General features: G+C 48.2%; 15 protein-coding genes. 9 read left to right on the top strand and 6 right to left on the bottom strand.

The features are described 5' to 3' along the window. The first annotated feature begins 20 nt into the window (after positions 1 to 20). Entirely contained in the window at positions 21 to 1,529 is a 1,509-nt protein-coding gene (locus MYF79_RS11840) for an RICIN domain-containing protein (protein WP_247814069.1), read from the top strand. A gap of 98 nt (positions 1,530 to 1,627) precedes the next feature. Here MYF79_RS11840 and MYF79_RS11835 read toward each other — a convergent pair whose 3' ends face one another. Both MYF79_RS11835 and MYF79_RS11830 read right to left on the bottom strand, forming a co-directional pair. Continuing rightward, positions 1,628 to 4,054 carry an ABC transporter permease gene (locus tag MYF79_RS11835; protein ID WP_247814068.1) on the bottom strand — a complete coding sequence of 809 codons (2,427 nt, stop codon included), beginning with the start codon at positions 4,052 to 4,054 and terminating at the stop codon, positions 1,628 to 1,630. A gap of 359 nt (positions 4,055 to 4,413) precedes the next feature. After that, positions 4,414 to 5,106 carry an alpha/beta hydrolase gene (locus tag MYF79_RS11830; RefSeq protein WP_247814067.1) on the bottom strand — a complete coding sequence of 231 codons (693 nt, stop codon included), beginning with the start codon at positions 5,104 to 5,106 and terminating at the stop codon, positions 4,414 to 4,416. Between the two features lie 211 nt (positions 5,107 to 5,317). Between MYF79_RS11830 and MYF79_RS11825 the strand changes: the two genes are divergently transcribed. Then, positions 5,318 to 7,000: a sigma 54-interacting transcriptional regulator gene (locus tag MYF79_RS11825; protein ID WP_247814066.1), complete on the top strand. Its 1,683-nt coding sequence runs from the start codon at positions 5,318 to 5,320 to the stop codon at positions 6,998 to 7,000. Here the strand turns inward: MYF79_RS11825 and MYF79_RS11820 are convergent. Then, complete coding sequence (locus MYF79_RS11820) at positions 6,993 to 8,357, bottom strand: sigma-54-dependent transcriptional regulator (protein WP_247814065.1); 1,365 nt, start codon at positions 8,355 to 8,357, stop codon at positions 6,993 to 6,995. The genes MYF79_RS11825 and MYF79_RS11820 overlap by 8 nt on opposite strands. Then, positions 8,357 to 10,603, bottom strand: a complete 2,247-nt coding sequence (locus tag MYF79_RS11815) for a histidine kinase dimerization/phosphoacceptor domain -containing protein (RefSeq protein WP_247814064.1) — start codon at positions 10,601 to 10,603, stop codon at positions 8,357 to 8,359. Before MYF79_RS11815 ends, MYF79_RS11820 begins: the two co-directional genes overlap by 1 nt. A gap of 493 nt (positions 10,604 to 11,096) precedes the next feature. Between MYF79_RS11815 and MYF79_RS11810 the strand changes: the two genes are divergently transcribed. Together MYF79_RS11810 and MYF79_RS11805 are read left to right on the top strand one after the other, a co-directional pair. Continuing rightward, positions 11,097 to 13,070 (top strand): sensor histidine kinase, encoded by a 1,974-nt coding sequence (locus MYF79_RS11810; protein ID WP_247814063.1) that lies wholly within the window; start codon positions 11,097 to 11,099, stop codon positions 13,068 to 13,070. A gap of 18 nt (positions 13,071 to 13,088) precedes the next feature. Next, positions 13,089 to 13,712: a response regulator transcription factor gene (locus MYF79_RS11805; protein ID WP_089834170.1), complete on the top strand. Its 624-nt coding sequence runs from the start codon at positions 13,089 to 13,091 to the stop codon at positions 13,710 to 13,712. Here MYF79_RS11805 and MYF79_RS11800 read toward each other — a convergent pair. Beyond that, positions 13,709 to 14,401: a Crp/Fnr family transcriptional regulator gene (locus tag MYF79_RS11800; RefSeq protein WP_247814062.1), complete on the bottom strand. Its 693-nt coding sequence runs from the start codon at positions 14,399 to 14,401 to the stop codon at positions 13,709 to 13,711. The two genes, MYF79_RS11805 and MYF79_RS11800, sit on opposite strands and share 4 nt — an antisense overlap. After that, positions 14,388 to 15,146: a uroporphyrinogen-III C-methyltransferase gene (cobA, locus tag MYF79_RS11795; RefSeq protein ID WP_247814061.1), complete on the bottom strand. Its 759-nt coding sequence runs from the start codon at positions 15,144 to 15,146 to the stop codon at positions 14,388 to 14,390. The genes MYF79_RS11800 and cobA overlap by 14 nt, the downstream gene beginning before the upstream one ends. Positions 15,147 to 15,341: 195 nt before the next feature. Here cobA and nirB point away from each other — a divergent pair, with 195 nt between their 5' ends. Genes nirB through MYF79_RS11770 form a run of 5 tightly spaced genes read left to right on the top strand, consistent with a single transcriptional unit; the run spans position 15,342 to position 24,566 of the window. Next, complete coding sequence (gene nirB / locus MYF79_RS11790) at positions 15,342 to 17,846, top strand: nitrite reductase large subunit NirB (RefSeq protein ID WP_247814060.1); 2,505 nt, start codon at positions 15,342 to 15,344, stop codon at positions 17,844 to 17,846. Positions 17,847 to 17,890: 44 nt separating this feature from the next. Beyond that, positions 17,891 to 18,259, top strand: a complete 369-nt coding sequence (gene nirD, locus MYF79_RS11785) for a nitrite reductase small subunit NirD (protein WP_247814059.1) — start codon at positions 17,891 to 17,893, stop codon at positions 18,257 to 18,259. A 55-nt stretch (positions 18,260 to 18,314) separates the two neighbouring features. Continuing rightward, positions 18,315 to 19,670: an alginate export family protein gene (locus tag MYF79_RS11780; RefSeq protein WP_247814058.1), complete on the top strand. Its 1,356-nt coding sequence runs from the start codon at positions 18,315 to 18,317 to the stop codon at positions 19,668 to 19,670. Positions 19,671 to 19,701: 31 nt separating this feature from the next. Next, positions 19,702 to 21,006 (top strand): MFS transporter, encoded by a 1,305-nt coding sequence (locus tag MYF79_RS11775; protein ID WP_247814057.1) that lies wholly within the window; start codon positions 19,702 to 19,704, stop codon positions 21,004 to 21,006. Positions 21,007 to 21,008: 2 nt separating this feature from the next. After that, entirely contained in the window at positions 21,009 to 24,566 is a 3,558-nt protein-coding gene (locus MYF79_RS11770; RefSeq protein ID WP_247814056.1) for a nitrate reductase, read from the top strand. Position 24,567: the final 1 nt, after the last annotated feature.

The raw sequence follows: 24,567 nt of genomic DNA, 5'->3' as shown, positions 1-24,567 counted from the left end.
AATTATAAAAACAGGAAAACATGTTACGCAGATTAAGTGTAAATTTTATACTGGTACTTTCCTTCATGCTGCATGCCTGCACAAAGAAGGATGCCGGCAGGGATGCCATGATCACTGCACCTGATAAAATTGCCTATGCCCTGGCAGCGGCAGGCAGCGGTACTCCCGACGATACCAATATCAGGTATTTCGGACGTTGGGATTTTACTGATAATAGTCGCTATACAAGCTATTGGGGCGGTGCTTATTTTAAAGTCAACTTTACAGGTACCACTGTCAAACTAAAGACCGGCAACACCAGTAATTTCTATGCCAGGATCGACAACGGCCCATGGGTCTCTTATAAGAATGCAGGCGGTGTTATAGACCTTACGCCGATGCCGCTTTCAGGAGGTACACATACACTGGCGGTAGCGCAAGGCAGGGACTATGACTATGTGTTCAGTTTCATGGGACTGATACTCGACGCAGGAGCTGCTACCAGCAAGCCTGCCACCGGCTCTTATCTCATAGAATATATTGGGGATTCCATTACGGCCGGATACCTGAACGACCAGGCCAATGTGTCTGACTATGCATGGATCTGTTCGGAAGACCTGGGAGCTGAACATACACAGATCGCGTATCCAGGTATCGCACTGGTGAGCAGTCAGCGACATGGAACTGCTATGGATGCACAATATTTCCGTTTGCAGCCACCGAATTATCCATCCTCGCCTGTATGGGACTTCACCAGGTATACACCGCAAATAGTTGTGCTCAACCTTGGAACGAACGACAGTGATTATGAAGATGCCGACAGCACATTCAGCAAGGTGTATACAGGACTGCTGGCGGGTATCCGTTCCAGATTTCCGCAGGCGGAGGTGTTTGTCATGCGTACCTTTCTTGGCATACGTTCACAACCTACTGTAGCGGCGGTAGAGAACCGCATCACTGCGGGCGATAAAAAAGTGCATTACATCAATACGGAAGGATGGCTGACACCATCCACAACAGATTACCTGCCGGATAATCTGCATCCCAGCGAAGCCGGTCATATGAAAGCGGCCGCCCTGCTGAAAGAAGTGCTGGCCCCATATGCAGGAGGTATTCAGGCGATACCCGACGGAATTTACAACATCGTCAATAAGAACAGCAATTTAGCACTTGACGCCGCAGGACAATCAACCGCCAACGAAACACCGGTACAGCAATGGACAGCCAACAATGGAGACAACCAGCGCTGGCAGGTCAGACATCTGGGCAACAACCAATACCAGATAAGCGGTGTGCAAAGCGGTCGGGCACTGGATATTACAGGGCAATCTGTTTTAAATGGAGCCGGCCTGCAGTTGTACGACTATAATGGCGGTGATAATCAAAAATGGATCATTACAGCGCAGAAAAATGGTTATTATACCATTACAGGTGTACAAAGTGGTAAAGTGCTGGAAATAACAGCACAATCAACAACGCCGGGCGCGCGCGTAGTACAATATACAAACAATGGAGGGGATCATCAGTTGTGGGCATTTAAGCGTATTTAATGTATAACAGCGACTGGTAAACAAGGAAGCCGTCTCAAAAGCAATTGGGACGGCTTCTGCTTTTCATGCAGTATAAACGAGATTACCAGATGAATGTATTATTCACTACGTAAGCTTTTTATGGGGTTTGTCAGTGCGGCTTTGATACTCTGAAAACTCACCGTCAGCAAAGCAATCCCGATGGCCAGTAACCCTGCCAGTGCAAAGAACCACCAGTCAATCGTAACCTTATAGGCAAATTCCTTCAGCCATTGATTCATACCCCACCAGGCCGCTGGAGAAGCCAGCATCAGCGCTATCACAATAGGTTTTAGAAAATCCAGGGAAAGCAGAGCGACAACACTACCGCCAGATGCACCCAATACTTTCCGAACGCCAATCTCTTTTGTCCGCTGTTCGGCAGTGAAGGTCGCCAATCCGAATAACCCCAGGCAGGCAATAAAGATCGTCAGGCCAGAAAAGAGCGTCAATACCTGTTCTATTTTTTGCTCGCCGACATAAACCTGCTTAAACCGGTCATCTAAAAACGAATAGGAGAAAGGGGCTGCCGGAGAAAATGACTCCCACTGCTGTTTCAGTGATGCGAGAAACTGTGGAAGGTTACCAGGACGCGTTTTCACTAGAATATTGCCTGAATTCCCACCCAGGAACATGGCTAAAGGCCCTATTTTCTGCCGTAGGGATTCGAAATGGAAGTCGCTTACGACTCCAATGACCCTATAATATGTTTTTACACCGTTATCATCAATGTGACCAATCAGCTCTCTTCCAATCGGGTTCTGCTGCCAGCCTAACGCCCGTACAGCCGTTTCATTCAGAATAACAGCTGAGGAATCGGTAGAGAGATTTTTAGAAAAATTACGTCCCTGTACCAGGTGCATCCCCAATGTAGGAATATAATCATTATCTACTTTATAGAATCGGCTCATTACAAGTTTATCAGGATTTTCTCTGGACATTATGGGACTGTTATCATGGGCCGAATTTCCGATGGGAACCTGTCCCGAAATACTTCCCGTGACTACCAGCGGAGATTGGATAATCTTATCCCGAAACAGGGTTTCCTTATTGCTAAGCATTTGTGTATTATGGATGATCAGCACCTGTTCACGATTGAAACCAATTTTCTGCCTTTGCATGTAACGTAGTTGCCGATCTGCGGTAATGGTGGCAATGATCATCGAAATGGTGATAAAAAATTGAAACGCGACCAAACCACTTCGCAGATTAAAGTTTGTGCGTCCGGCTGTCATCTTCCCTTTCAACACCACGACAGGCTTAAACGAAGACAGGTAAAAAGCCGGATAGCTACCTGCCAGGAGGCCTACCAACACCGTCCCTGCTATTAAACCAGCGGCTGCGAATTCGTTGGTTAGTAAACTCAACGTAAGCATCTTGCCTGTTAACTGATTAAAGAAGGGCAAAGACAAGCCTACGATCACCAATCCGACCATCAGTGCTGCAATGGCCAGTAGAACCGATTCGATCAAAAACTGTTGTTGCAATTGCCCTTTTGCCGAACCCAATACTTTACGTACCCCTATCTCGCGTGAACGCCGTACCGCAGTTGCCGTCGACAGGTTCATGAAGTTCACGCAAGCTATCAGCAACATAAAGGCCGCAATACCTATAAGCACGTATACGTATAGAATGTTTCCCCCTGGGGTTAACTCATTTCCGCCGAAAGGGGAATATAAATGAATACTGGTGAGTGGCTGAAGAAAAACCCCGAAATCATCCCCCTTCTCACGAAATTGTTTCGGCGTGAGGTGTAGAAATCCCTCCAGTTCACCGCCAATCTGTTTTTCAGCGAGCCGGCTAATTTTAGCCGCTAACTGTTTATAATTGTATTTCTCAGCCAGAACCACGTAGGTGTAATAATTTATGCTATATATCCATCCTATATGCTGCTCATCATAACCAGGTGAAGAAACCAGCATATCAAACCGAAAATGAGAATTTGCGGGTATATTTTTGACCACGCCTGTAATTCGATGAGGTGTCTTTTCACGGCTGAATAATAAGACTTTCCCGACCGGGTTCTGATTGCCGAAGTATTTCCGCGCAGTTTCTTCTGTCAATACCACCGTGTTTGGCTCGGTCAGTGCCTGCTTCGGATCCCCTTTCAGAAATGGGATGGTGAACACCTCACAAAAATTTGAGTCGGTATACAGCAGATTGTCCTCTTTAAATGAACTGGTGCCATTACTAACAAACTCACCTCCCCTTAGCAGGCGCGTTGCTTTTAATATTTCCGGAATTTCCTGTTGTAAGTCCCGGGCAGCATTCGGACCTAATATGGGGCCACTAACGTCCTCACCGTTTAACCGCATATTGAGTCCTACCCGGAAAATTCGGTCTGCCTTCTCATTATAGCGGTCATACGATAATTCATCCTGTACATAAAGCATGATCAGTATGCAGGTAGCCAGTCCGATGGCTAAACCAATTATATTAATACTGGTTGATACTTTTTGACGTTTTAAATTCCGAAATGCGATTTTTAGATAATTCTGAATCATCATGGATTTTATGCTGAAAGTGGCCCGGCCCTGCGTGTAGGTTCAGGTTATTAGTTTCTATTTTATCGTACAAAGGCGGTGCCAACTCATAAACAGGCCGTTTCTATCCGGAAACGGCCTGTTTATGCTTAAAAATAAGCTTGTAATTGTCCGTAAATGGCCAATTCTTGTCCGGCACCGGACAATGCAACGCATCATACAGTTGCCTATCCTTGTATGAAATGGATTAAGAAAATCAACGACCCCGGACCTGTTACAGTCAAAATCATTTCAAGCAGAGACTGCGCATCAATCATCTCAAACAAACAGGAAGCCGTCTCAAAAGTATTATTGAGACGGCTTCTTGTTTTTAATCAGAAAGATCACATAGCTCCGGCAGCCGTAAGAATAACACGTACTGCACTTTCAGGATCATTCATAAAGAAGGTATGTCCACCGGTCACCTCAGTAACATTACATTTTGCCCGATCATACATTTTACGTTCCAGCACAGGATTTACTGTACCATCATCTGTAGGCATTATCGCGTAAGAGGGTTTAGTACGCCATGCAGCAACTGTTACCTTATCGGTAAAAGCAGTCACCGTAAGCGGGATCTGCGAGTCATACATAAAGTCTGATTTCGCTTTTGTCTGTCCCGTTGCAAACGTTGCATTGAACTTGTCTTTGTCCAGGTAAACCAGGCCCTTTTCATCGGGAGGAAGTATACCGTTCACTTCCAGTATGGGTGCTGATTGTACAAGATCGAGAGTGGATTCGCCTGCATCGGGCACAAAGGCTGCCACATATACCAGGCTGTCTACCTTAGCATGCACTCCCGCCTGTGTGATAACAGTACCACCCCATGAATGTCCTACCAGTACTACGGGACCATCCTGCCGGTCCAGCGCAGCAACCGTAGCATCTACATCTGCCTGTAGCGTGCTGGTGGGGTTCTGGACAAGCGTCACATTAAAGCCATGCGCACGGAGTAACTGGTAAGCAGGCTCCCATCCGGAAGCATCGGCAAATGCACCATGAACGATGACCACATTTTTAACTGACAACTGTTTCATTCTTATCGTTTTTATTAAATGAGGTAATGATCGGTTCAAATGCCATACCCATATTATCTAATTGATTATCAGCAAAAACACAGGAAAGTCACGAACTTTTATTTACGATATTTCGCGAATTTATGCAGGAACCTAAAATTGCGGAGAAACGTAAGATTTCGGCAGGATCTTCTGTGTTGTGATTATGTTTGTCCAGGAACATAGTGAGCATATGCAAATAGAAAGTACACCCAAACAGACCGGCGGGCTTCATACTCCGCATGGCCATTTTCTTATTGAAAGCCTTGAACAACAGAAAAGAGAACAGGCAGCCCTGCTGGAATTAAGCAGCATCATTGCCGGGGCAAAGAACAGGCAGGATCTCCGGATGGTTATCAACGACCAGCTCCCCGAGCTTTTCGGAGGAAGATATTATACACTCTGCCTGATCAACGAAGATGGCGTAACACACTCTCCTTTCCTGCATACGGAGCAAAACAGCATTCCAGCCGGCAGGGGTGAAACACCCATCATCATATCCAGTCATCCAATTAATGACGGCATTTTTGAAAAGGCCCTTGCAAGTGAAGAGCCGGTACTCATAGAGCTGCAAACAGCCATGAAGGAAAAAACTGTTCCCCGGTATGTTTATCGCTGGTTCAATGCAGGTATCAGGGAAATGCTGCTGGTGAAAATCACAGGAGGTGGTATACCTATAGGCGTCCTGTATCTGTATGGAGAGAAAAAAGGTTCTTTTCAACCAGAAAAGTTCAAACTGTTCAAAGGCATCGCTGATATACTGGGAGCCGGATTCGGTAATGTCATTTTCGGTGAGAAGATAGCGCAACAACTCCGGGAAATAAGGAAGTACAAAGGACAAGCGGAAGAAAGTGAACCCGGATCACAGGAAAAGGCCGGACAGTGTAGTGGGCTTAAAAGTATTATCGGCACTTCTTCCGGAATACAAAACATTGTATCCGTAATAGAACGTATAGCGCCCTCCGATTCGACAGTGTTATTGCTGGGTGAAACGGGCACCGGTAAGGAAGTAATTGCGGGCGCCATACATGACGCATCGCCGCGCAGGAATAACAGGATGATAAAAATAAATTGTGCGGCATTGCCTCACAGTCTTTTTGAAAGCGAGCTTTTCGGACATGAGAAAGGCGCCTTCACAGGCGCTTTGCAACGCAGGATCGGCAAGTTTGAACTGGCGGAGAACAGTACCCTGTTCCTGGACGAAATAGGAGAAATACCTTTGGAGTTCCAGGCGAAACTATTAAGGGTACTCCAGGAAAAAGAGATAGAGCGGATAGGGGGAAAAGGCGTTATCAAAGTGAATGTTCGCATTATCGCAGCTACCAACCGTAATCTTGAAGAGGAAGTGAAGGCTGGCAATTTCAGGCTTGACCTGTATTACCGGCTGAACGTCGTACCAGTCTCTGTACCTCCGCTACGTAACCGGAAAGAGGATATTCCGGTTCTCGTAACGCATTTCCTCCAGCGTTATGCAGCTGCCAACAGGAAAAAAGCGCCTGTTGTGCCAGACAAAATAATGGAAAGCCTGATGCATCATGACTGGCCGGGCAATGTCAGGGAGCTGGAACACCTGCTCGAGCGTTCGGTGCTGCTTAGCAAAGGAAATGTGTTGCAGGTAGACCTCCCCGGCACACTTCATAAAGCGCCCCTTCCCGACAAGGAAGCTGCATTCAGTATCGTACCATTGGAAACAATGGAAAGGGAATATATCCTTAAAGTGGTCAGGCTTTGCAACGGAAGGATCGCCGGCCCTAACGGCGCCGCCGCGAAGCTCCGCTTACCGTCTACCACCCTCAATTCCCGTATGCAGAAACTGGGTATCAAAAAAGAGCATTTTAATATCCGTCAGTCCCTGAGGAAAATGACTGCTATTTAAACGCCTGCTTTATGCCCAGTCTTTTTATTTTAGAATATAATGTCTGTGCAGGAAGTCCCAACAATTCGGCAGCACCGCCGGGGCCCGATACTTTGCCATTGCTGGCCTTTAATGCAGTCAGAATATGATCACGCTCCATTTCATCCATTGTTTTAAGTTTGCCCCCCTCTTCACCACCAGGCCCTGTAACCGCTGAGGGCAGGTCAAAAACAGCGATCTCTTTCCCCGTTGCGAGGAGTACATGGCGTTCTATCAGGTGCTCTAATTCCCTGATATTACCTGGCCAGTCATATGATGCCAGCTGCCGCATGGCGCTTTCTGTTATCTTTTCAACGCCGGACTTATTTTTCTCCGAATATTTCTTCATAAAATAGTCTGCCAGCAAAGGTATGTCCCCCTTTCGTTTACGTAAGGGCACCAGCTCGATGGGAAAAACACTGAGCCGGTAATACAGGTCCAGCCTGAAACGCCCTTCAGCTACCTCCTTCTCCAGTTGCCTGTTGGTAGCGGCAATTACGCGCACATCTATTTTAACCGGTACATCACCGCCCACACGAACAACCTCCTTTTCCTGCAGTACCCGCAATAGTTTAACCTGTGCATCGGGTGTCAGCTCTCCTACCTCGTCCAGGAAGATCGTTCCGTAATGCGCCTGTTCGAACTTCCCTATCCTCTTTTGGTCTGCACCTGTGAACGCACCTTTTTCATGGCCAAATAGTTCTGTTTCGATGAGTGCAACTGGCAACGCTGCACAATCTACCACTACCATCGGCAGCTCGCTGCGGCGCGATAATCTATGAATAGCTCTTGCCACGAGTTCTTTCCCTGTACCGCTTTCCCCGGTGATCAATACCGATGTGTCAGCAGGAGCAACGATCCTGATCTTTTCCAGCGTTTCTGCAGTATGAGACCCCGCATCCTCCACCGGCAGGCGGATATTGCCGGCTTTCGCAGGCCCCGGGCGTTCATCGTGCCCGGCTTCTGTTTGTAGTTTATACCTGGCAATATCAAGCATAATGAAGAGGTCCTTTTCCCGGAAAGGCTTTACCAGGAAGCCGTGCGGACGGGTAAGTTTAGCTGCCTCCAGCGTACGCTGGTTGGTATTTGCTGAAATATACAGGAAGGGTATATGCTGTTGCATCAGTTCATTCCCAAGGTCAATTCCTGAATAATCGCCCTTCAGTATAATATCAATCAGCACCCAATCCGGCTGATGCTGTTGCAGCAGGATGCGTGCTTTATGAACAGACGATGCAATGCCGCAAACCACATATCCTGCCCGCTGCAACATTTGCTGCAGATCATTTGCAACAATGAATTCGTCTTCAACGATCAGTATTTTTCCTTTAGTCGTCATCAGTTCAATATATATTTTCTCTTCTCCGGTGCAAATTCATGGTACGGAAAGGTCACGCCGATACGTACTCCCGGACAATTATCCACCAGCGAAAATACGCCATCAAGTTGTTCGCTCAGTCCCTGCATAAGACGCATGCCCAGCGAATCGCTTTGCAGCGCTTCATTGAGATCGCCTATGCCGATACCATTGTCACTGATGGAGAGCTGGCAATTTTTATCGTCTCCCATTTTCAGAGATACAGTGATGGTTCCTTTTTTTCCGTTCGGGAATGCATACTTCAGCGAGTTACTGATAGCCTCATTAAGAATGAGCCCCAGTGGTACTGCCTGTACCACTTCAAGTTCTATATGTTCACAGTCAACAATAAATTCCTTGTTATCTCCTGCTTCATGTCCATCTTTCATATAACCGATCAGCTCTGGTATATACCAGCGCATATCAATCTTACTGAGATTGTCTGTCTGGTAAAGCCGCTGATGTATAAGCGACATAGAATACATGCGCTGCTGGCTGTTCCTGATGGCATCAATTGCATCTTTATTGTTAAGATACCTGGACTGTGTATTCAGCAGGCTGATAATAACCTGCAGGTTGTTCTTCACACGGTGATGGATCTCTTTCAGCAGCCATTCCTTGTCGTCTACCAGTCTCCGGAGGTCCTCGTTCTGCCTGTTGATCTCATCCCGCTGTGTTTTAAGCCTGACGTTCATGATTTGTTTGTTCCGGTAACGGCTATAAATCAGTCCCAGAAAAACAATGAGCAGGAAGCCCCCCGCAATGGTTACATTCCTGATGATCTTTTCCTTCTGCAGGGAGATCGCCTGGGCCCTGCTTTTCTGCACCAGCAATTTAATATCGTTATCTTTCTTTTCCGTTTCGAACTGGAACTGCAGTTCTCCCAGTTGCCTGGACTGTATCATATTCCGGAGGGAATCAGATATTGATTTAAAGTTCCTGAAATGCGCTAATGCCATTCCAGGGTTACCGGCAGCTGAGTCTATCTGGTAATGGAGATATTCTGCTGTAGCCCGTTTGGATTTTATCACCGGATAGCGGTCCAGCATGCCGGACATGGCGTCCAGGTATTGCCGCCCTTCTGTAAAACGGCCGGCTTTCACCAGGTAGGAAGCCATTGAAAACCGCAAGGCCTGCCGCATGTTTTCATGCAGATCTGCCTGATCATATACCGCCTTCAGCTTACGAAAATATATTTCCGCATGCTGCATATCGTCTGTCGCCATATAGATATGCATACGCAAAATGTTGAAAAGGCCTTCATCATATACATCCAGCTCCGGTGCTATCGCCATTCCTATATCTAATGAATCCAGTGCCTGTCTGTAGGATTTCCTCTTTGCCAATACGCGGGCAATGTTGATCTCTATGTTCATTACCGCGAATGAGTCTTTATTGGCGTAGGCGATCGGTAAGGCCTTGTTGTAACAGGCCATCGCCTGCCGGTGATTCTCGATAGACCAGTAACAATCGCCCAACCGGTTGTAAATGGTGGCCATCAGCGAGCCGCTGTCCTTCAGCTCTTCCCCGATCTTCACGGCAAGCGTATTGTAGCGGAGCGATTCCTGGAATTTATCCATTTTTACATAAACAGCGCCTATAAGTCCGTAGACGCCCTGCAGGCGTTTATAACCAAGTTCCTGGTAGAGGCTTACCGCTTTATTCAGGTTGTTAAGTGCATTGGTATAGTCCTGTTTCACCTGGTACAGATCACCTATGAATTCCCTGAGCTGTGCTTCTGTCAGTTTCTCTCCCAGGCCGGCATAGATTTGCATGCCCTGCTCATAAAGTGCTATTTTACGGGACATGTCATCCCCGTCATTATCATAGGTGCCTCCCAGCTCTATCAATGCCTGGGCTTTTTCCCTGGCGGTACCAGCCTGGCCGAGTATTTCCAGGGCCTTCGCAGCCGGTTCGCCCGCCTTTGCACTCTGCCCCATTTCCCGCAGCGTTTTTGCGCGCAATAGCCAGCTTAATCCGATACCCCGTTGATATTGTTGCTGCTTGCTTATCCGTTCTATTTCACCGGCAATATTCATGGCACTGTCCATATCCTCCTTAAAAGATCCGGGCTTTTCCAGACAGCGTTCAGCATGCCGCATTAATTCCCCGATCATGACGGTATCGGGAAGTGCATCCCTGCCATGATCACGCCGCCCTTCACATCCTATGCATGTTGTAAGCAAAAGGATCCCAATAAAGCAGGCAATAAAAATATATTTATTCATAAACCGTTCACTGTTGATGCCGGACACGAATTTAGTCTGAAAAATGGAAGAGTTGCTAAAAAGGAGGGCGATGGTGGATGGCAGCGGGTCCACACACCCGCTGCCCTTCATCGTGGTTCTTCAACAAAAATACAATCTGGGGCCTTGCAAAAATGGTCACGATTTCCTTCGTGTTGATACTATGTTGATACTATAAAGACGGTTAAAATATTCCTGTAATTTGCTTCGTGATATCGTCGGAGTATACATTGCCGGTCCACATAAAACATTGTCTGTAAACAATCTTCATGGATAATTAAAGCAGCCATATATACCTGTAACATTCTTCTTCAAGGGCTTTCAAAATCACAATGCAAAATTAGTCACGAAGTCAGGGAAAAAAATCCCGGAAAACAGGGGTTTTCCCAGGGAGGTCCTATTGATATTTTTACAATGGAAAAATAATAAGAATATGTATCTCAAATAATTATATATTTCCGCCCTGATTTATGCCATGAGAATACCTATACTTATCGTCCTAATTTGTATAACTACCCGGTTATACGCGCAGAAAACCACCAGCCAGCGTGGGGCATCCGACGCAGTATCTGCCGACCTGTATATCAGGCTGGCCAGGAAACTGCCGCTGAGAGACACCGTACAGGCACTGAAATATTTCCAGCAGGCATTGCAGCTGGAACAAAAGAATGAGAATAAGCTCGGTATTGCACGTACCTACCTGGCAATTGGCGCCTGGTTCAATTCCATTAATAATTTCCAGGAGGCGGAAAAACACCTGCTCATTGCACGGGAAGACGTCATGAAAGATACCAGCCGGGAGGCCCGCATGCTGCTGGCCAACATAAAGACCAACCTGGCAGAGGTGCTGGGCAATAAGGGGCAAACCCAGTTACAAACAGAAGAATACCTGCAAACCATTCCCCTGCTGGAGAAAATGAATGCCATCCCGGAACTGAACGCCACTTACCAGGACCTGGGAGATATTTTCTTTAGTAAATCACAGTATAAGACCGCCATCACCTATTATTATAAAAGTCTGACCAGCTACGAAGATCCTTCCCGTTATTACGACCTGATAGCCAGCCGGCATCTCAGCCTGGCCAGCTGTATGTATCACCTGGACAGCCTCCAGAAGATGGAACAGCATCTGCAGGAAGCCAAAGAAAAGCTGGACAAAACGGGTGTAGATTCCATTAATATATGGGCAGATTATTATTATCATGAAGGCCTGCTGGATATAAAGCACCAGTTGTACCATCATGCAGCCACCATGTTCTACAGCGGTCTGACCATTGCCCGCAGGCTGAATTACAATGTGGCCATCTGTAATAACCTGTACTCGCTGGCGAAACTCTTCGAAAAACAGGGTCAGTACGACAAGGCAATGAAGCTGATGGATGAATACGGGCGACTGTCCTATACGCTGAAAGATTTCCCTTTCCGTTTACATGCCCTGGACCTGATGGCCGAGTTGTCGTTTAAACAACATTATCCTGATGAAGCCTATAAATATCTGCGGAAGTACATCATACTTGCAGATAGCCTGCAGGAGCGGGAAGTGACGGAAAAGATTCATGAACTGGAAGCCCATTACCAGTCTTCCGAAAAAGAGAACCGCATCAAGCTGTTACAGCATGAGAACGAACGCCAGGAATTTGCATTGCAGAAGAACCGCCTGTTGATATCACTGATGGTGGTGATCATATTATCGTTGCTGGTGGTAGCGGCGCTCAGTTACCTGTTTTACCGCAATGGCCGCAAGCTGCTGGAGCAACAGCGGCAGCTGCATCAATTTGAGGTGGAGCGCATCCGCCAGGAACATAAGATCTCCCTCCTCTCTGCGATGCTGGAAGGACAGGAGAAAGAGCGTACTAGGTTGGCGCGCGACCTGCATGACGGCCTGGGTGGATTGTTGTCTGGTATTAAACTGGAACTGTCTACCGTAACCCCTTCGCAGACCACTGTACACAGGCAATCGCTGATACAGAACACTTTACAGCGGCTGGATGGAGCAATGGACGAGTTGCGCCGTATAGCCCGCAGCATGATGCCGGAAATACTCATTAAATATGGCCTGGGTGAAGCAACCGTAGAATATTGCAGGGGATTGAAGAAGACCGGCACTGACAATATCATTTGCCAGGTATTCAATTTCCAGGCAGAGGCGATGGAACATACACGGCAGGTGGTGTTGTACCGGATCATGCAGGAGCTGGTGAACAATGCCATCAAACATGCGGAGGCATCTCAGATACTCGTACTGTTACAACAAACGGATAATACCCTGTTCCTCACTGTAGAAGATGACGGGAAAGGATTTGATACGACAGTAGGTAACAAGCTCAAAGGAGCCGGACTGGCAAATATCGAAGCCCGCGTGGAATTCCTGGGTGGTAAAATAGATATTCAGTCAGAACCCGGCACCGGTACAGCTATTACCATTGAATGCGCAACATCCATTAGTTAAACTTAATTGAAAGCAGTTATGATCAAAGTAGTAGTGGTGGAAGATCACCCGATCATGGTAGAAGGGCTGAAGAACATCTTGCGGAGCGATGCAGGAATAGAGCTGAACGGCGATTATGGAGACGGTAAGAGTGTGTTACAGGCGCTGGAAAAAGGGCAGCCCGATGTAATACTGATGGACGTAAACCTTCCGGACATCAGTGGAGTAACCCTTTGCGGAGAAGTGAAAAAGAAATATGAAGATGTAAAGATCATTGCGTTGAGCATACATGATGAGCAACCGGTCATCCACAGCATGCTGCAGAACGGGGCAAGCGGTTATGTACTGAAGAATGCACTGGGCAATGAGATCATCCGGGCCATATATGCTATCATGGATGGAGAGGAATACCTGTGCAGCAGCACCAAGGAAGCGCTGAAGAATGCCGATATGGAGTTGCTGAAAGCCATCCCCCGCATTACCCGCAGGGAAAAAGAGATCCTGCAGCTGATCGGTAAGGGATTGACCACGATGCAGATAGCTGATCAGTTATTCATCAGCACCCATACGGTGGAAAGTCACCGTAAGAACCTGATGGAAAAATTCGGGGTAAATAATACCACTTCCGTTGTGAAGCTGGCCTCGGAATACAAACTGCTTTAACCGGCGTCCACTTCCAGGAGCGCAAGTCTGGCAGGATCTTTTACGGCGATACTTTTGCCGGAAATGGCGATGATGTCTTCCTGTATCAGCTCACTCATGATACGAAAGGCAGTTTCATAGGTAGTGCCGGTATAAGACGCGAGGTCCTGCCGGCTGAGTGTCATATTGATATAACCATCTCCGTTCGTACCGAACTTTTGCCGGAGGAAGAGCAGGGCATGCGCAATACGGCCTTTTACAGGCATATGCACAAGATTACGCATGTTCTTTTCCGATTCCTGCAGCTCACTTGCATAGAACATCATCAGGGCATGCAGGAATTCATGATTGACCTTGAGTGTGGCCTGGAAAAAAGCGAGGTCTATAAAGCAGAGATCCACTGTTTCGAGTGCGGTTGCCGATACGGGGTAGACCATTTCACTGCCCACTCCCCTATGACCGACAATGTCGCCTTCTTCTGCAAAGCGGACGATCAGTTCCTTTTCTTCGCCCCAATGCTTGTGTACCTTTACTTTACCTGCATTCACGAAATAGATCCCATTCACCGGCTCTCCTTCCCGGAAGAGCATCTGACCTTTTTTTAACGTGAAACTTTGTCTGTGTGCCGCAATTGCGGGTTTCCACGCAGGAATACACAGCTTACATAACATACAGGATTGCAGATCGCAACCATGTTTATCTTTCTTCATGCCTGTCGATTAATTGCTGCACCGTGCCAGCCATGTCCTTCAGTTCGACCACTTTCCCTACCACTATTACTGCCGGATTGGACATGCCGGCATGTTGCGCCTTAAATACTATGTCTTTTACTGTACCTGTAACCACCTTTTCCCGATCAGTAGAACTGTTCTGAATGATAGCCACAGGCAGATTACTTTTACCGTACCCTGCAAATATATCCATAATAGCCTCAAGCTTGCTCATTGCCATTAATATAATAACAGTGGCAGTGGAGCGCGCCGCGAGGTCAATGTCTGCGGAGATCTCTCCTGTCAGGGTAGTACCCGTGGTAACCCAGAAGCTCTCTGTCATCCCCCTCGAAGTAAGCGGTATCATCTGACCCGCAGGGGCAGCCAATGCACTGGAGATCCCCGGAATGACCTGCACCGGGATGCCAGCCCCCTTTGCGGCAGCTATCTCTTCCGTAGCCCTGCCAAAAACAAATGGATCACCACCCTTTAGCCTTACCACGTGCCCGTGGCTCCGGGCATATGATACGATCAGGTGGTTGATCTCCTGCTGAGACAACGAATGACATCCGTAGCGCTTGCCTACAAACTTAACGACGGCTCCGGGTTTTGCATAGGTCAATAAAGCCTCGTTCACCAGGGCATCATATAATATGACATCCGCCTGCCGGATGACGTTCACTGCTTTCAAAGTGATCAGCTCCGGATCGCCTGGACCTGCTCCCACCAAAGATAAATATGCCATACGAGATATATTACAAAAATATTTATATGAGTAAAATCATACGAACCACTATAAAATTAGAACTCTTATTGCTAATTTCATGATGCAGATCATAAAAAACGGCACATTTTAGGACTCGATCAGGAAAATTGTTATCATATTAATTATTTAAACATATATGTGCCGTTTCAAAATTATCAACTCAAATCTTTGCCAATGAAAATTGTAATTATAGGCAATGGCATGGTTAGCTACAAGTTTTGCGAGAAAATAATCTCCAAATTGCCGGCCGGGACCACTGAAATCGTAGTTTTCGGAGAAGAACCCCGCCCTGCCTACGACCGTGTGCATTTAAGTGAATTTTTTGCCGGCAAAACTGCAGATGACCTTCTTATGGCCCCCGCTGACTGGTATGCTTCCAATAATATTACGCTTCACCTCGGCGATCCTGTTCAGCAGATTGACCGTAATACTAAAACAGTTCACTCATTTAAAGGTATTACCGAAGCTTACGACTATCTCGTTATTGCTACCGGCTCTTCCGCTTTTGTACCTCCTATCCCCGGCGTGGACAAAAAAGGGGTATTTATTTATCGTACCATAGAAGACCTGGAGTTAATGCGCGACTATGCCCCCAAAGCAAAAAGAGGGGTAGTGATCGGCGGCGGCCTGTTGGGCCTGGAAGCCGCTAAGGCATTACTGGACCTGGGCATTTCCGATACCCATGTAATAGAATTCGCGCCAAGGCTAATGCCCCGGCAGATCGATGAGAACGGTTCCCGCATCCTGGAGCAGCAGTTGAGGCAGCTCGGATTACAGATACATACTAATAAAAATACCAGCGAGGTACTGGGCGACGAGACCATTACCGGACTGCAGTTTGCCGATGAGAGCATACTACAGGCTGACATGCTGGTGATCTCCGCCGGTATTAAACCACGCGACGAGCTGGCAAAACTGAGCGGCCTGGAAACTGGTCACCGGGGAGGTATTGTAGTGAATGAACACTTACAAACCACTGATCCTGAAATATATGCTATCGGCGAATGTGCCCTCTATCATGGCATGATCTACGGACTGGTAGCGCCAGGATATGAAATGGCGGAAGTAGTAGCCACTCATATTGCCGGCGAGGCACAGCAGAAAACCTTCACCGGTTTTGATATGAGCACCAAACTGAAACTGATCGGCGTGGATGTGGCCAGCTTCGGCGATCCTTTTGTATCTGCAGAAAGCAGCAGGAGCATCGTGTTTGAAGATACCATGAAAGGAGTGTACAAACGCATCAGTATCAGCAATGACGGAAAATACCTCTTGGGGGGTATCCTGATCGGAGATGCCGACGCCTACAATATGTTGTTACAGACGGCCAAAAACAAAGTGATCCTTCCTCCCAACCCCGAAGATGTACTGCTGGGCGCCCGTGGTGGCAGCCAGGAGGCCGGTCCGGGCGTACTGGGTTTACCGGACGATGCCATCATCTGCAGTTGTGAAAGCGTGAGCAAAGGCAACATCTGTGCAGCGGTGGAAGCCGGCAATGAAACGCTGGACGCTGTTAAGAAATGCACCAAAGCCGGCACCTGCTGCGGCGGCTGTACGCCTATGGTGAAAGATCTCATTACCGGCACCATGAAGGCCCAGGGTAAATATATCCGTAATGTGATCTGCGAGCACTTCTCGTATTCCCGCCAGGAACTCTATGACCTGATCCGTATCAAAGAGGTACGCTCTTTCGATGAGGCGCTGGATCACTACGGTCATGGCGATGGCTGCGAAATATGTAAACCGGTGATAGCCTCTATCATGGCCAGTCTCTGGAATGATATGATCCTGGATAAAGGGAATGATGTTGTGCAGGATTCCAATGACCGTTTCCTGGCCAATATCCAGAAGGGTGGTACCTATTCTGTTGTTCCCCGCATCCCCGGTGGAGAGATCACTCCCGCAAAACTACTGGTCATCGCACAGGTGGCCCTGAAATATAACCTGTACACCAAGATCACCGGCGGACAACGCATCGATCTTTTCGGCGCTCACCTCAGCGACCTGCCGGATATCTGGGAAGAGCTGATCGCAGCTGGTTTTGAAAGCGGGCACGCATACGGAAAGGCCCTTCGTACTGTTAAAAGCTGTGTAGGTTCCACCTGGTGCCGTTTCGGGCTGCATGACAGCGTGAGCTTCGCCATAGAGATAGAAGAACGTTACCGTGGTCTGCGTGCTCCGCACAAGATCAAATCCGCAGTATCCGGTTGTATCCGTGAATGTGCAGAGGCGCAGTCCAAAGACTTTGGCATCATTGCTACAGAAAAAGGCTGGAACCTGTATGTAGGTGGTAACGGAGGCTCCAAACCACAACATGCCATCCTGCTGGCTGCAGACCTGGATAGTGAAACCTGCATCCGCTATATAGACCGCTTCCTGATGTTCTACATCAAGACAGCTGATCCGCTGACCCGTACCGCTACATGGCTGAACAAGCTGGATGGTGGCATCACCTATCTCCGTAACGTAATAGTAAATGACAGCCTGGGAATAGCAGAAGAACTGGAAAGAGAAATGCAGGCACTTGTAGATAAATATAAATGCGAGTGGAAGGAAGTAGTTGAAAATCCTGAACTGCGCAAGCGCTTCAATCACTTTGTGAATGCGCCGGGTGCGAAAGATCCGACTGTAAAATTCGATACACTGCGGGAACAGAAAAAGGCCGCAGAATGGAAATAACCGTCCAACTCATTAAAAGACATTCATCAATAAACAGATAACTTATGTCCACCGCCATTAGCACAAACACAACCGTAGAATGGTTCTTTGCCTGTAACGTGATAGACGTTCCACCAAACGGAGGAGTATGCGTAAAGTATGATGATGTACAGATTGCATTGTTCCGCTTTGCCAGACGCGACGCCTGGTACGCTACGCAGAACCTGTGTCCTCACCGTCAGCAGATGGCGCTCAGCCGCGGCATGACCGGCACACACAACGGCGAGCCGAAAGTGGCCTGTCCGTTCCATAAAAAAACATTCTCTCTCGAAGACGGCCGTTGCCTGTCTGACGAGACAGAATGCTCCCTCACCACCTACCCTGTCAGGGTTGAAAACGACAAGGTGTACATAGGGATCATGCAGGAAGCATAATATCAGCAGAGAGCGGGAATATCTCTTATTGCTCACATTATCAACCAAAGACTGCATGAAACATTTATTCTCAGCGGGTTTCTTTTACCTGCTCTGTATGTTTTTTTTCCGTCCGTCAGCGCATGCACAATTTACGATGGGCGCACAACTCCGAACGCGCACCGAATTGAAGGACGGTCAGGGGGCGCCGCTACCGCAAGGTTCTTCCCCTGCCTTTTTTACCTCCCAGCGCAGCCGCCTGTATGCAGGCTTCAGTGGCTACCGCTTTAAACTGGGATTGACAGTACAGGACGTCCGGATATGGGGACAGGACGCATCTACCATTAACAAGGTCACTACACAGGAGAACAATGGACTGCTGGTACACGAGGCCTGGGCTGAAATTATGCTGCTGGACACAGTAGTAAAGAACAGGAACCTCAGCCTCAAGATCGGCAGGCAGGAAATTATGTATGACGACAGCCGCCTGCTGGGAAATCTCGACTGGGCGCAACAAGGCCGCCGGCATGATGCAGCGGTGCTGAAGTATGAAACCGGACCATATACCTTACACCTGGGAGCCGCCTTCAACCAGAATAAGGAAAATGCAGCCGGTACAGTTTATAACCCCACTCCCCCTGGCAACTACACCGCTACCACAAATGGCGGCACTATGTATAAAAGCCTGGAATACCTGTACGCTTCAAGAAAACTATCTGCAGGAACCATCTCTTTCTTATTCCTCTCCGATCAGTTTTCTAAGTTCCATCCCGACAGCACCGGCGTTAAGATCTGGGACAAGGGCGCACATACACGTATGACAACGGGCATGTATTTCAATAACACTTTCAATAAGCTGACGCTTACCGCTGCAGGATACTACCAGTTTGGGAAGAATGCGAATGCACAGAAGCTCAGCGCCGGATTACTATCTGCCGCTTTTCAATACCAGCTGTGTAAATCCTTCAGCGCAGGCCTGGGAACAGATTATACTACAGGCGGCGTGAATGCAGCAGGCAAGAGCCACGCATTCGATCCGCTGTACGGTACTCCACATAAGTTCTGGGGATACATGGACTACTTCTATGTAGCCAGCGGCTTCGGTAACCGTGGATTGCAGGATTATTACCTGAAAACAAAATATAAAGCGGGTTCAAAGTTTCTGCTGACCGGAGACCTGCATGAGTTCTACAGCGCAAGTGAAGTAATACAGAACGGGGTTTCACTCAGCCGGAAATTCGGTACTGAAGCGGACCTGGTGGCAATGTACGCCCTCACAAAAGTGATATCTTTTGAAGCAGGATACAGTCACTTCTGGAATACGGCTTCGCTGACCTCAGCCGCAGTTAAGAATATCTCCAATGCCCAAAGCAACAGTAACTGGGCATATGTGTCCATCAACATCAGACCGGAGATGATCTTTAATAAGTAAACAACATTGTTCAACCAGGAACTTTTTCAACATGAATACTCAACAACCGCTCAATAAACTTCCGCTCTTTTCTCTGAACTCGGTACAGATGCGTACATTTCATACCACCTGGCTGATGTTCTTCGTCTGTTTCTTCGGATGGTTTGGCCTCGCGCCGCTGATGCCTACTATCAGAGAAGACCTTGGGCTGACGAAATCGCAGGTGGGTAATATTATTATCGCCTCTGTATCCAGCACTATCATTGCACGACTGATCATCGGTAAGCTGTGCGATACCTGGGGCCCTCGCAAGACGGCTATACGACTATTGATAGCAGGTTCCCTGCCGGTATTTCTTGTAGGACTGGCCCACGACTATACAACGTTCCTCTTATTTCGCCTTGCTATCGGCGTAATAGGCGCTTCTTTCGTCATAACACAGTTTCATACATCCATGATGTTTGCAGCGAACATAAAAGGTACTGCCAATGCCGTTACCGGCGGATGGGGAAACCTCGGTGGTGGTGTGACCAATATGGTAATGCCGCTCATCTTTGCCGCCATTGTCGGATTCGGATATACCAAACAGGAAGCATGGCGTTTTGCGATGATCGTACCCGGTATCATGATGCTGATAGTGGCATGGATGTACCATCGTTTTACCAAAGACACCCCTGCCGGTAATTTCGATGAGATTGACCGCAGTAACAGTGTTAAAGCAAAAACTGACTGGACAATACTGGGCGACTGGCGTATATGGGCACTGACGATGGCTTATGGCATGTGCTTCGGTATGGAGATCACATTCGATAACGTAGCATCCCTGCATTTCGTAGACACCTTTCATCTCTCGCAAAGCAGCGCTGGCTTCTGGGCAGGCATCTTTGGCTTCATGAACATTTTTGCAAGGGCTATGGGCGGTATCGTATCAGATAAAGTAGGCGCCAAAGCAGGCATGAAAGGAAAGGGTATCCTGCTGGCAATTGTCTTGCTGCTGGAAGGTATCGGGCTGCTGTTGTTTGCACAGGCAGGTTCCCTGGCGCTCGCCATTATATCCATGCTCAGCTTCGCATTGTTCCTGAAAATGGCCAATGGTGCTACCTATGGTATCGTACCTTTTATCAATGAAAAAAATGTGGGCCTGGTAAGCGGTATCGTGGGTGCCGGCGGTAACCTGGGCGGTATGCTGTTCGGTTTCCTGTTCAAGTCAGAAAGCATCACTTATGTGGAAGCGTTTACTTATATCGGTTATATCGTGATAGCTGTATCATTCATCGTAATGATCACAAGATTCATTAAGAAACCTGCTGCAGAAACGGCCTCCTCAGCTGCCGGCAACGTAGCATTTGCAGAATAACAATGACAGGCAATCATCAACATAGTAAACTCCCTGCGGGCAGTTACCGTAGCACCTGCTGCTATTGCGGCGTAGGTTGCGGTATCATTGTACACAGGGACAGGCAGGGAAAACTCAGCGTGGAAGGAGATAAAGACCATCCGGTGAACAAGGGCATGCTTTGCTCGAAAGGCATGAACCTGCATTACACCGTGATGGACACATCAGACAGGCTTTATTACCCGGAAATGCGCTACCACCGGCATATGCCACGGCAGCGCGTTTCCTGGGATCAGGCGCTGGAGCGTACTGCCGCAGTGTTCAGCCAGATGATAGCTCAGTATGGACCTGAATCTGTAGCATTCTACGCTTCCGGCCAATGCCTGACAGAAGAATACTATGTGGTGAATAAGCTGATCAAAGGATTCATTGGCAGTAATAATATAGACACGAACTCGCGCCTGTGTATGAGCAGCGCGGTAGCTGCCTATAAACTGTCACTGGGAGAAGACAGCGTGCCTGGAAATTACGATGATATAGAACAGACAGATTGCATATTTGTAGCCGGCGCTAATCCTGCCTGGTGCCACCCGATACTGTGGCGCCGGATAGAGGCCGCAAAGGCGAAGAACCCGGCGCTGAAAATCATTGTGAGCGATCCGCGTGTGACGCAGAGCTGCGCCATAGCCGATGTCCACCTGCAACTGATGCCGGGTACGGATATCGTACTGCATCATGCTATTGGCAGACTGCTGATAGAAGCCGGTCATACCGATCACAATTTTATTCAGCAACACACAGAAGGTTTTGCGAAATACCGTGATACTGTCATGCTGCGCAGCATTAGCAGCGCGGCTGCAGTATGCGGTATTTCGGAAGACCTCATCTATGAAGCCGCCGCCCTGATCGGGCAGTCAAAAGGCTTTATGACCATGTGGACCATGGGATTGAACCAGAGCGCCGTAGGCGTAAACAAAAACCTGAGCCTGATCAATCTCAACCTCATCACCGGCAAGATAGGGAAACCCGGCTGCGGACCATTCTCCCTGACCGGCCAGCCCAATGCTATGGGCGGACGGGAAGTAGGTGGACTATCCAATATGCTGCCGGCGCATCGTGTGCTCGACAATCCGGCACACCGCAAAGAAGTACAGGAATTCTGGGGTGGCACCACTATCTCCGATAAGCCGGGACTGACCGCTGTCGAAATGTTTGAGGCCCTGAATGATGGGCGCCTGAAGGCTATCTGGATCATGTGTACCAATCCGCTGGTAAGTCTTCCGGACGCACGTATGGCGGAAGCAGCTTTACAGAAAGCGAAGTTTGTTGTGGTACAGGAAATATCTTCCAAACCGGAAACATTGCGTTATGCAGACGTAGTGCTTCCTGCAGCTGCCTGGACAGAAAAGGAAGGCACCATGACCAATGCGGAAAGGCGTATCACTTATCTGCAAAAGATAAACGATGCTCCGGGAGAAGCATTACCTGATGCAGAGATCATCTGCCGCTTCGCAAGAAAAATGGGATATCAGGGATTTGACTACGATAACCCTGCTGCAATATATGCAGAACATTGCCGGCTCACCGCCGGGACCAATATCGACGTCAGCGGCGTTAGCTATGAGCTGCTGAAGGAAAAAAGATCTTTGCAATGGCCATATCCAGCCGGTGGCACAGATCAGGGTACACCAAGACTATTTACTGATCATAAATTTTATACGGCCTCCGCGAAAGCGATCATTCATGCTGTACCGGACGATAACCGGTCTGCGCCAACTGATCCGCAGTGGCCCCTCATCCTTACTACAGGCCGCATCCGCGACCAGTGGCATACTATGAGCAAGACCGGTAAGGTCAGCAAACTGAAACAACATATCCCGGCGCCGCTGCTGGAGATCCATCCGGAAGACGCTATAGACAGAGATATCCGGGAAGGGGATATTGTGGAGATCTTCAGTGAGAATGGCCTTGTGCGCGTAAAAGCACAATTAAGCAAATCCATCAAAAAAGGGGTGGTATTCCTTCCCATGCACTGGGGTAAAATACTTGACAATGACCTGAACAGGGCCAACAATCTTACCAACCGGCTGGTAGATAAGATATCCAAACAACCGGACCTGAAGTATACCGCGGTGCAGGTAAAACTGTACCAGAAGGCAGTACAGAAGATCGTTATTATTGGTGCAGGCGCGGGCGCCTGTGGATTTGTAAAGGCCTATCGTGAAATAAACAGTACTGATACCATCACGGTATTCAGTAAAGAAGATCAGCCTTTCTACAACCGGGTGATGTTACCCGATTATATCAGTGGCACCCAGCAATGGGCGCAACTGGTGAAGATGACAGACGAAGAAGAAAACATGCTGGATATTACCCTGCACAGAGGTGTGAGCGTTAATGAGATAGACCGGGAGCAGAAAACAGTAACAGACAGCAATGGCAACATACATACATATGACATATTGATCATGGCAATGGGCAGCCGTGCGGCCACCCTGAGAGATACACCTCCACTGGAGGGCATATTTACCATGCGTAACCGGCGTGATGCAGATGCATTCGTCAGGCATATTGACCCGGCTGCGGGGAAAGTGATGATCGTTGGTGGCGGATTGCTGGGTATTGAATTAGCTGCTTCACTAAGAGAAATGGATATAGACGTGGCCGTTGTACAACGCACGTCTAAACTGATGGACCGACAGCTGGATGCCCTGGGCAGCCAGCTGTTATTTGAAGAGCTGACCGACCGTGGAATCGAGATCCTGTACAACGATGAAATAGCGCGCTTCACCGGCCTGAATAAACTCGATGGCATACAGCTGAAAAGCGGCAGGCATGTAACTTGCCAGGCCGTCGTTATGTCCATAGGAACTGTGCCGAATATCGAACTGGCACGCGCCACCCACCTGCTTTGCAAAAGAGGCGTGGTGGTAAATGAATACCTGCAGACGAGTGATCCCAACATCTTCGCTATCGGGGAAATTGCAGAGTTCAACGGTACCCTCTACGGCATTACTGCAGCGGCAGAGCAACAGGCAGCTGTAGTAGCCCGCTACCTGGCCGGCGATCTGACAGGCTATTATGAAGGATCTTTGTTTATGAATATCCTCAAGATGCATGGTACCGATCTGTGCTCACTGGGTATGATAGAAACACCCGATGATCCTGCATACGAAGAAGTAGTGTTCATTGATAAATCAAAACGGTACTACAAGAAATGCGTTATCCATAACGACCGCCTGGTAGGCGCTATCCTGATCGGCGATAAATCGGAGTTCCTGGAGTTCAGGGACCTGATCTCCAACAAAATAGAGTTATCTGAAAAAAGACTGGAACTATTGCGCTCAGGTAAGAAAGCCACGCCGGTGATCGGCAAACTTGTATGTAGTTGTGGAAGTGTGGGAGAAGGCAATATCTGTGAGAAAATAAAAGAAGGCGCTACCACGCTGGAAAGTGTATGCCAGGCCTCGGGCGCCGGAATGGGATGCGGCAGTTGCCGTCCGGAGATAAAAGCCATATTGGAGAAGGAACTGCCCTCCGGTAAAAAGGAAGAGGCAGTATTTATCATGCAAGCAGTTTAAT

The organism is Chitinophaga filiformis, assembly GCF_023100805.1.
Taxonomy (GTDB): domain Bacteria; phylum Bacteroidota; class Bacteroidia; order Chitinophagales; family Chitinophagaceae; genus Chitinophaga; species Chitinophaga filiformis_B.
The sequence above is the reverse complement of the archived record's forward strand: the minus strand, read 5'-3'. Positions and strand labels throughout refer to the sequence as shown.

What these genes read in the sequence shown, in the direction of transcription:
- MYF79_RS11830 (WP_247814067.1), bottom strand. Translation starts at nt 5,106, where the DNA reads ATGAAACAGTTGTCAGTTAAAAATGTGGTCATCGTTCATGGTGCATTT.
- MYF79_RS11820 (WP_247814065.1), bottom strand. Translation starts at nt 8,357, where the DNA reads ATGACGACTAAAGGAAAAATACTGATCGTTGAAGACGAATTCATTGTT.
- MYF79_RS11805 (WP_089834170.1), top strand. Translation starts at nt 13,089, where the DNA reads ATGATCAAAGTAGTAGTGGTGGAAGATCACCCGATCATGGTAGAAGGG.
- MYF79_RS11815 (WP_247814064.1), bottom strand. Translation starts at nt 10,603, where the DNA reads ATGAATAAATATATTTTTATTGCCTGCTTTATTGGGATCCTTTTGCTT.
- MYF79_RS11835 (WP_247814068.1), bottom strand. Translation starts at nt 4,054, where the DNA reads ATGATGATTCAGAATTATCTAAAAATCGCATTTCGGAATTTAAAACGT.
- MYF79_RS11840 (WP_247814069.1), top strand. Translation starts at nt 21, where the DNA reads ATGTTACGCAGATTAAGTGTAAATTTTATACTGGTACTTTCCTTCATG.
- MYF79_RS11780 (WP_247814058.1), top strand. Translation starts at nt 18,315, where the DNA reads ATGAAACATTTATTCTCAGCGGGTTTCTTTTACCTGCTCTGTATGTTT.
- cobA (WP_247814061.1), bottom strand. Translation starts at nt 15,146, where the DNA reads ATGGCATATTTATCTTTGGTGGGAGCAGGTCCAGGCGATCCGGAGCTG.
- nirD (WP_247814059.1), top strand. Translation starts at nt 17,891, where the DNA reads ATGTCCACCGCCATTAGCACAAACACAACCGTAGAATGGTTCTTTGCC.
- nirB (WP_247814060.1), top strand. Translation starts at nt 15,342, where the DNA reads ATGAAAATTGTAATTATAGGCAATGGCATGGTTAGCTACAAGTTTTGC.
- MYF79_RS11770 (WP_247814056.1), top strand. Translation starts at nt 21,009, where the DNA reads ATGACAGGCAATCATCAACATAGTAAACTCCCTGCGGGCAGTTACCGT.
- MYF79_RS11825 (WP_247814066.1), top strand. Translation starts at nt 5,318, where the DNA reads ATGCAAATAGAAAGTACACCCAAACAGACCGGCGGGCTTCATACTCCG.
- MYF79_RS11775 (WP_247814057.1), top strand. Translation starts at nt 19,702, where the DNA reads ATGAATACTCAACAACCGCTCAATAAACTTCCGCTCTTTTCTCTGAAC.
- MYF79_RS11810 (WP_247814063.1), top strand. Translation starts at nt 11,097, where the DNA reads ATGAGAATACCTATACTTATCGTCCTAATTTGTATAACTACCCGGTTA.
- MYF79_RS11800 (WP_247814062.1), bottom strand. Translation starts at nt 14,401, where the DNA reads ATGAAGAAAGATAAACATGGTTGCGATCTGCAATCCTGTATGTTATGT.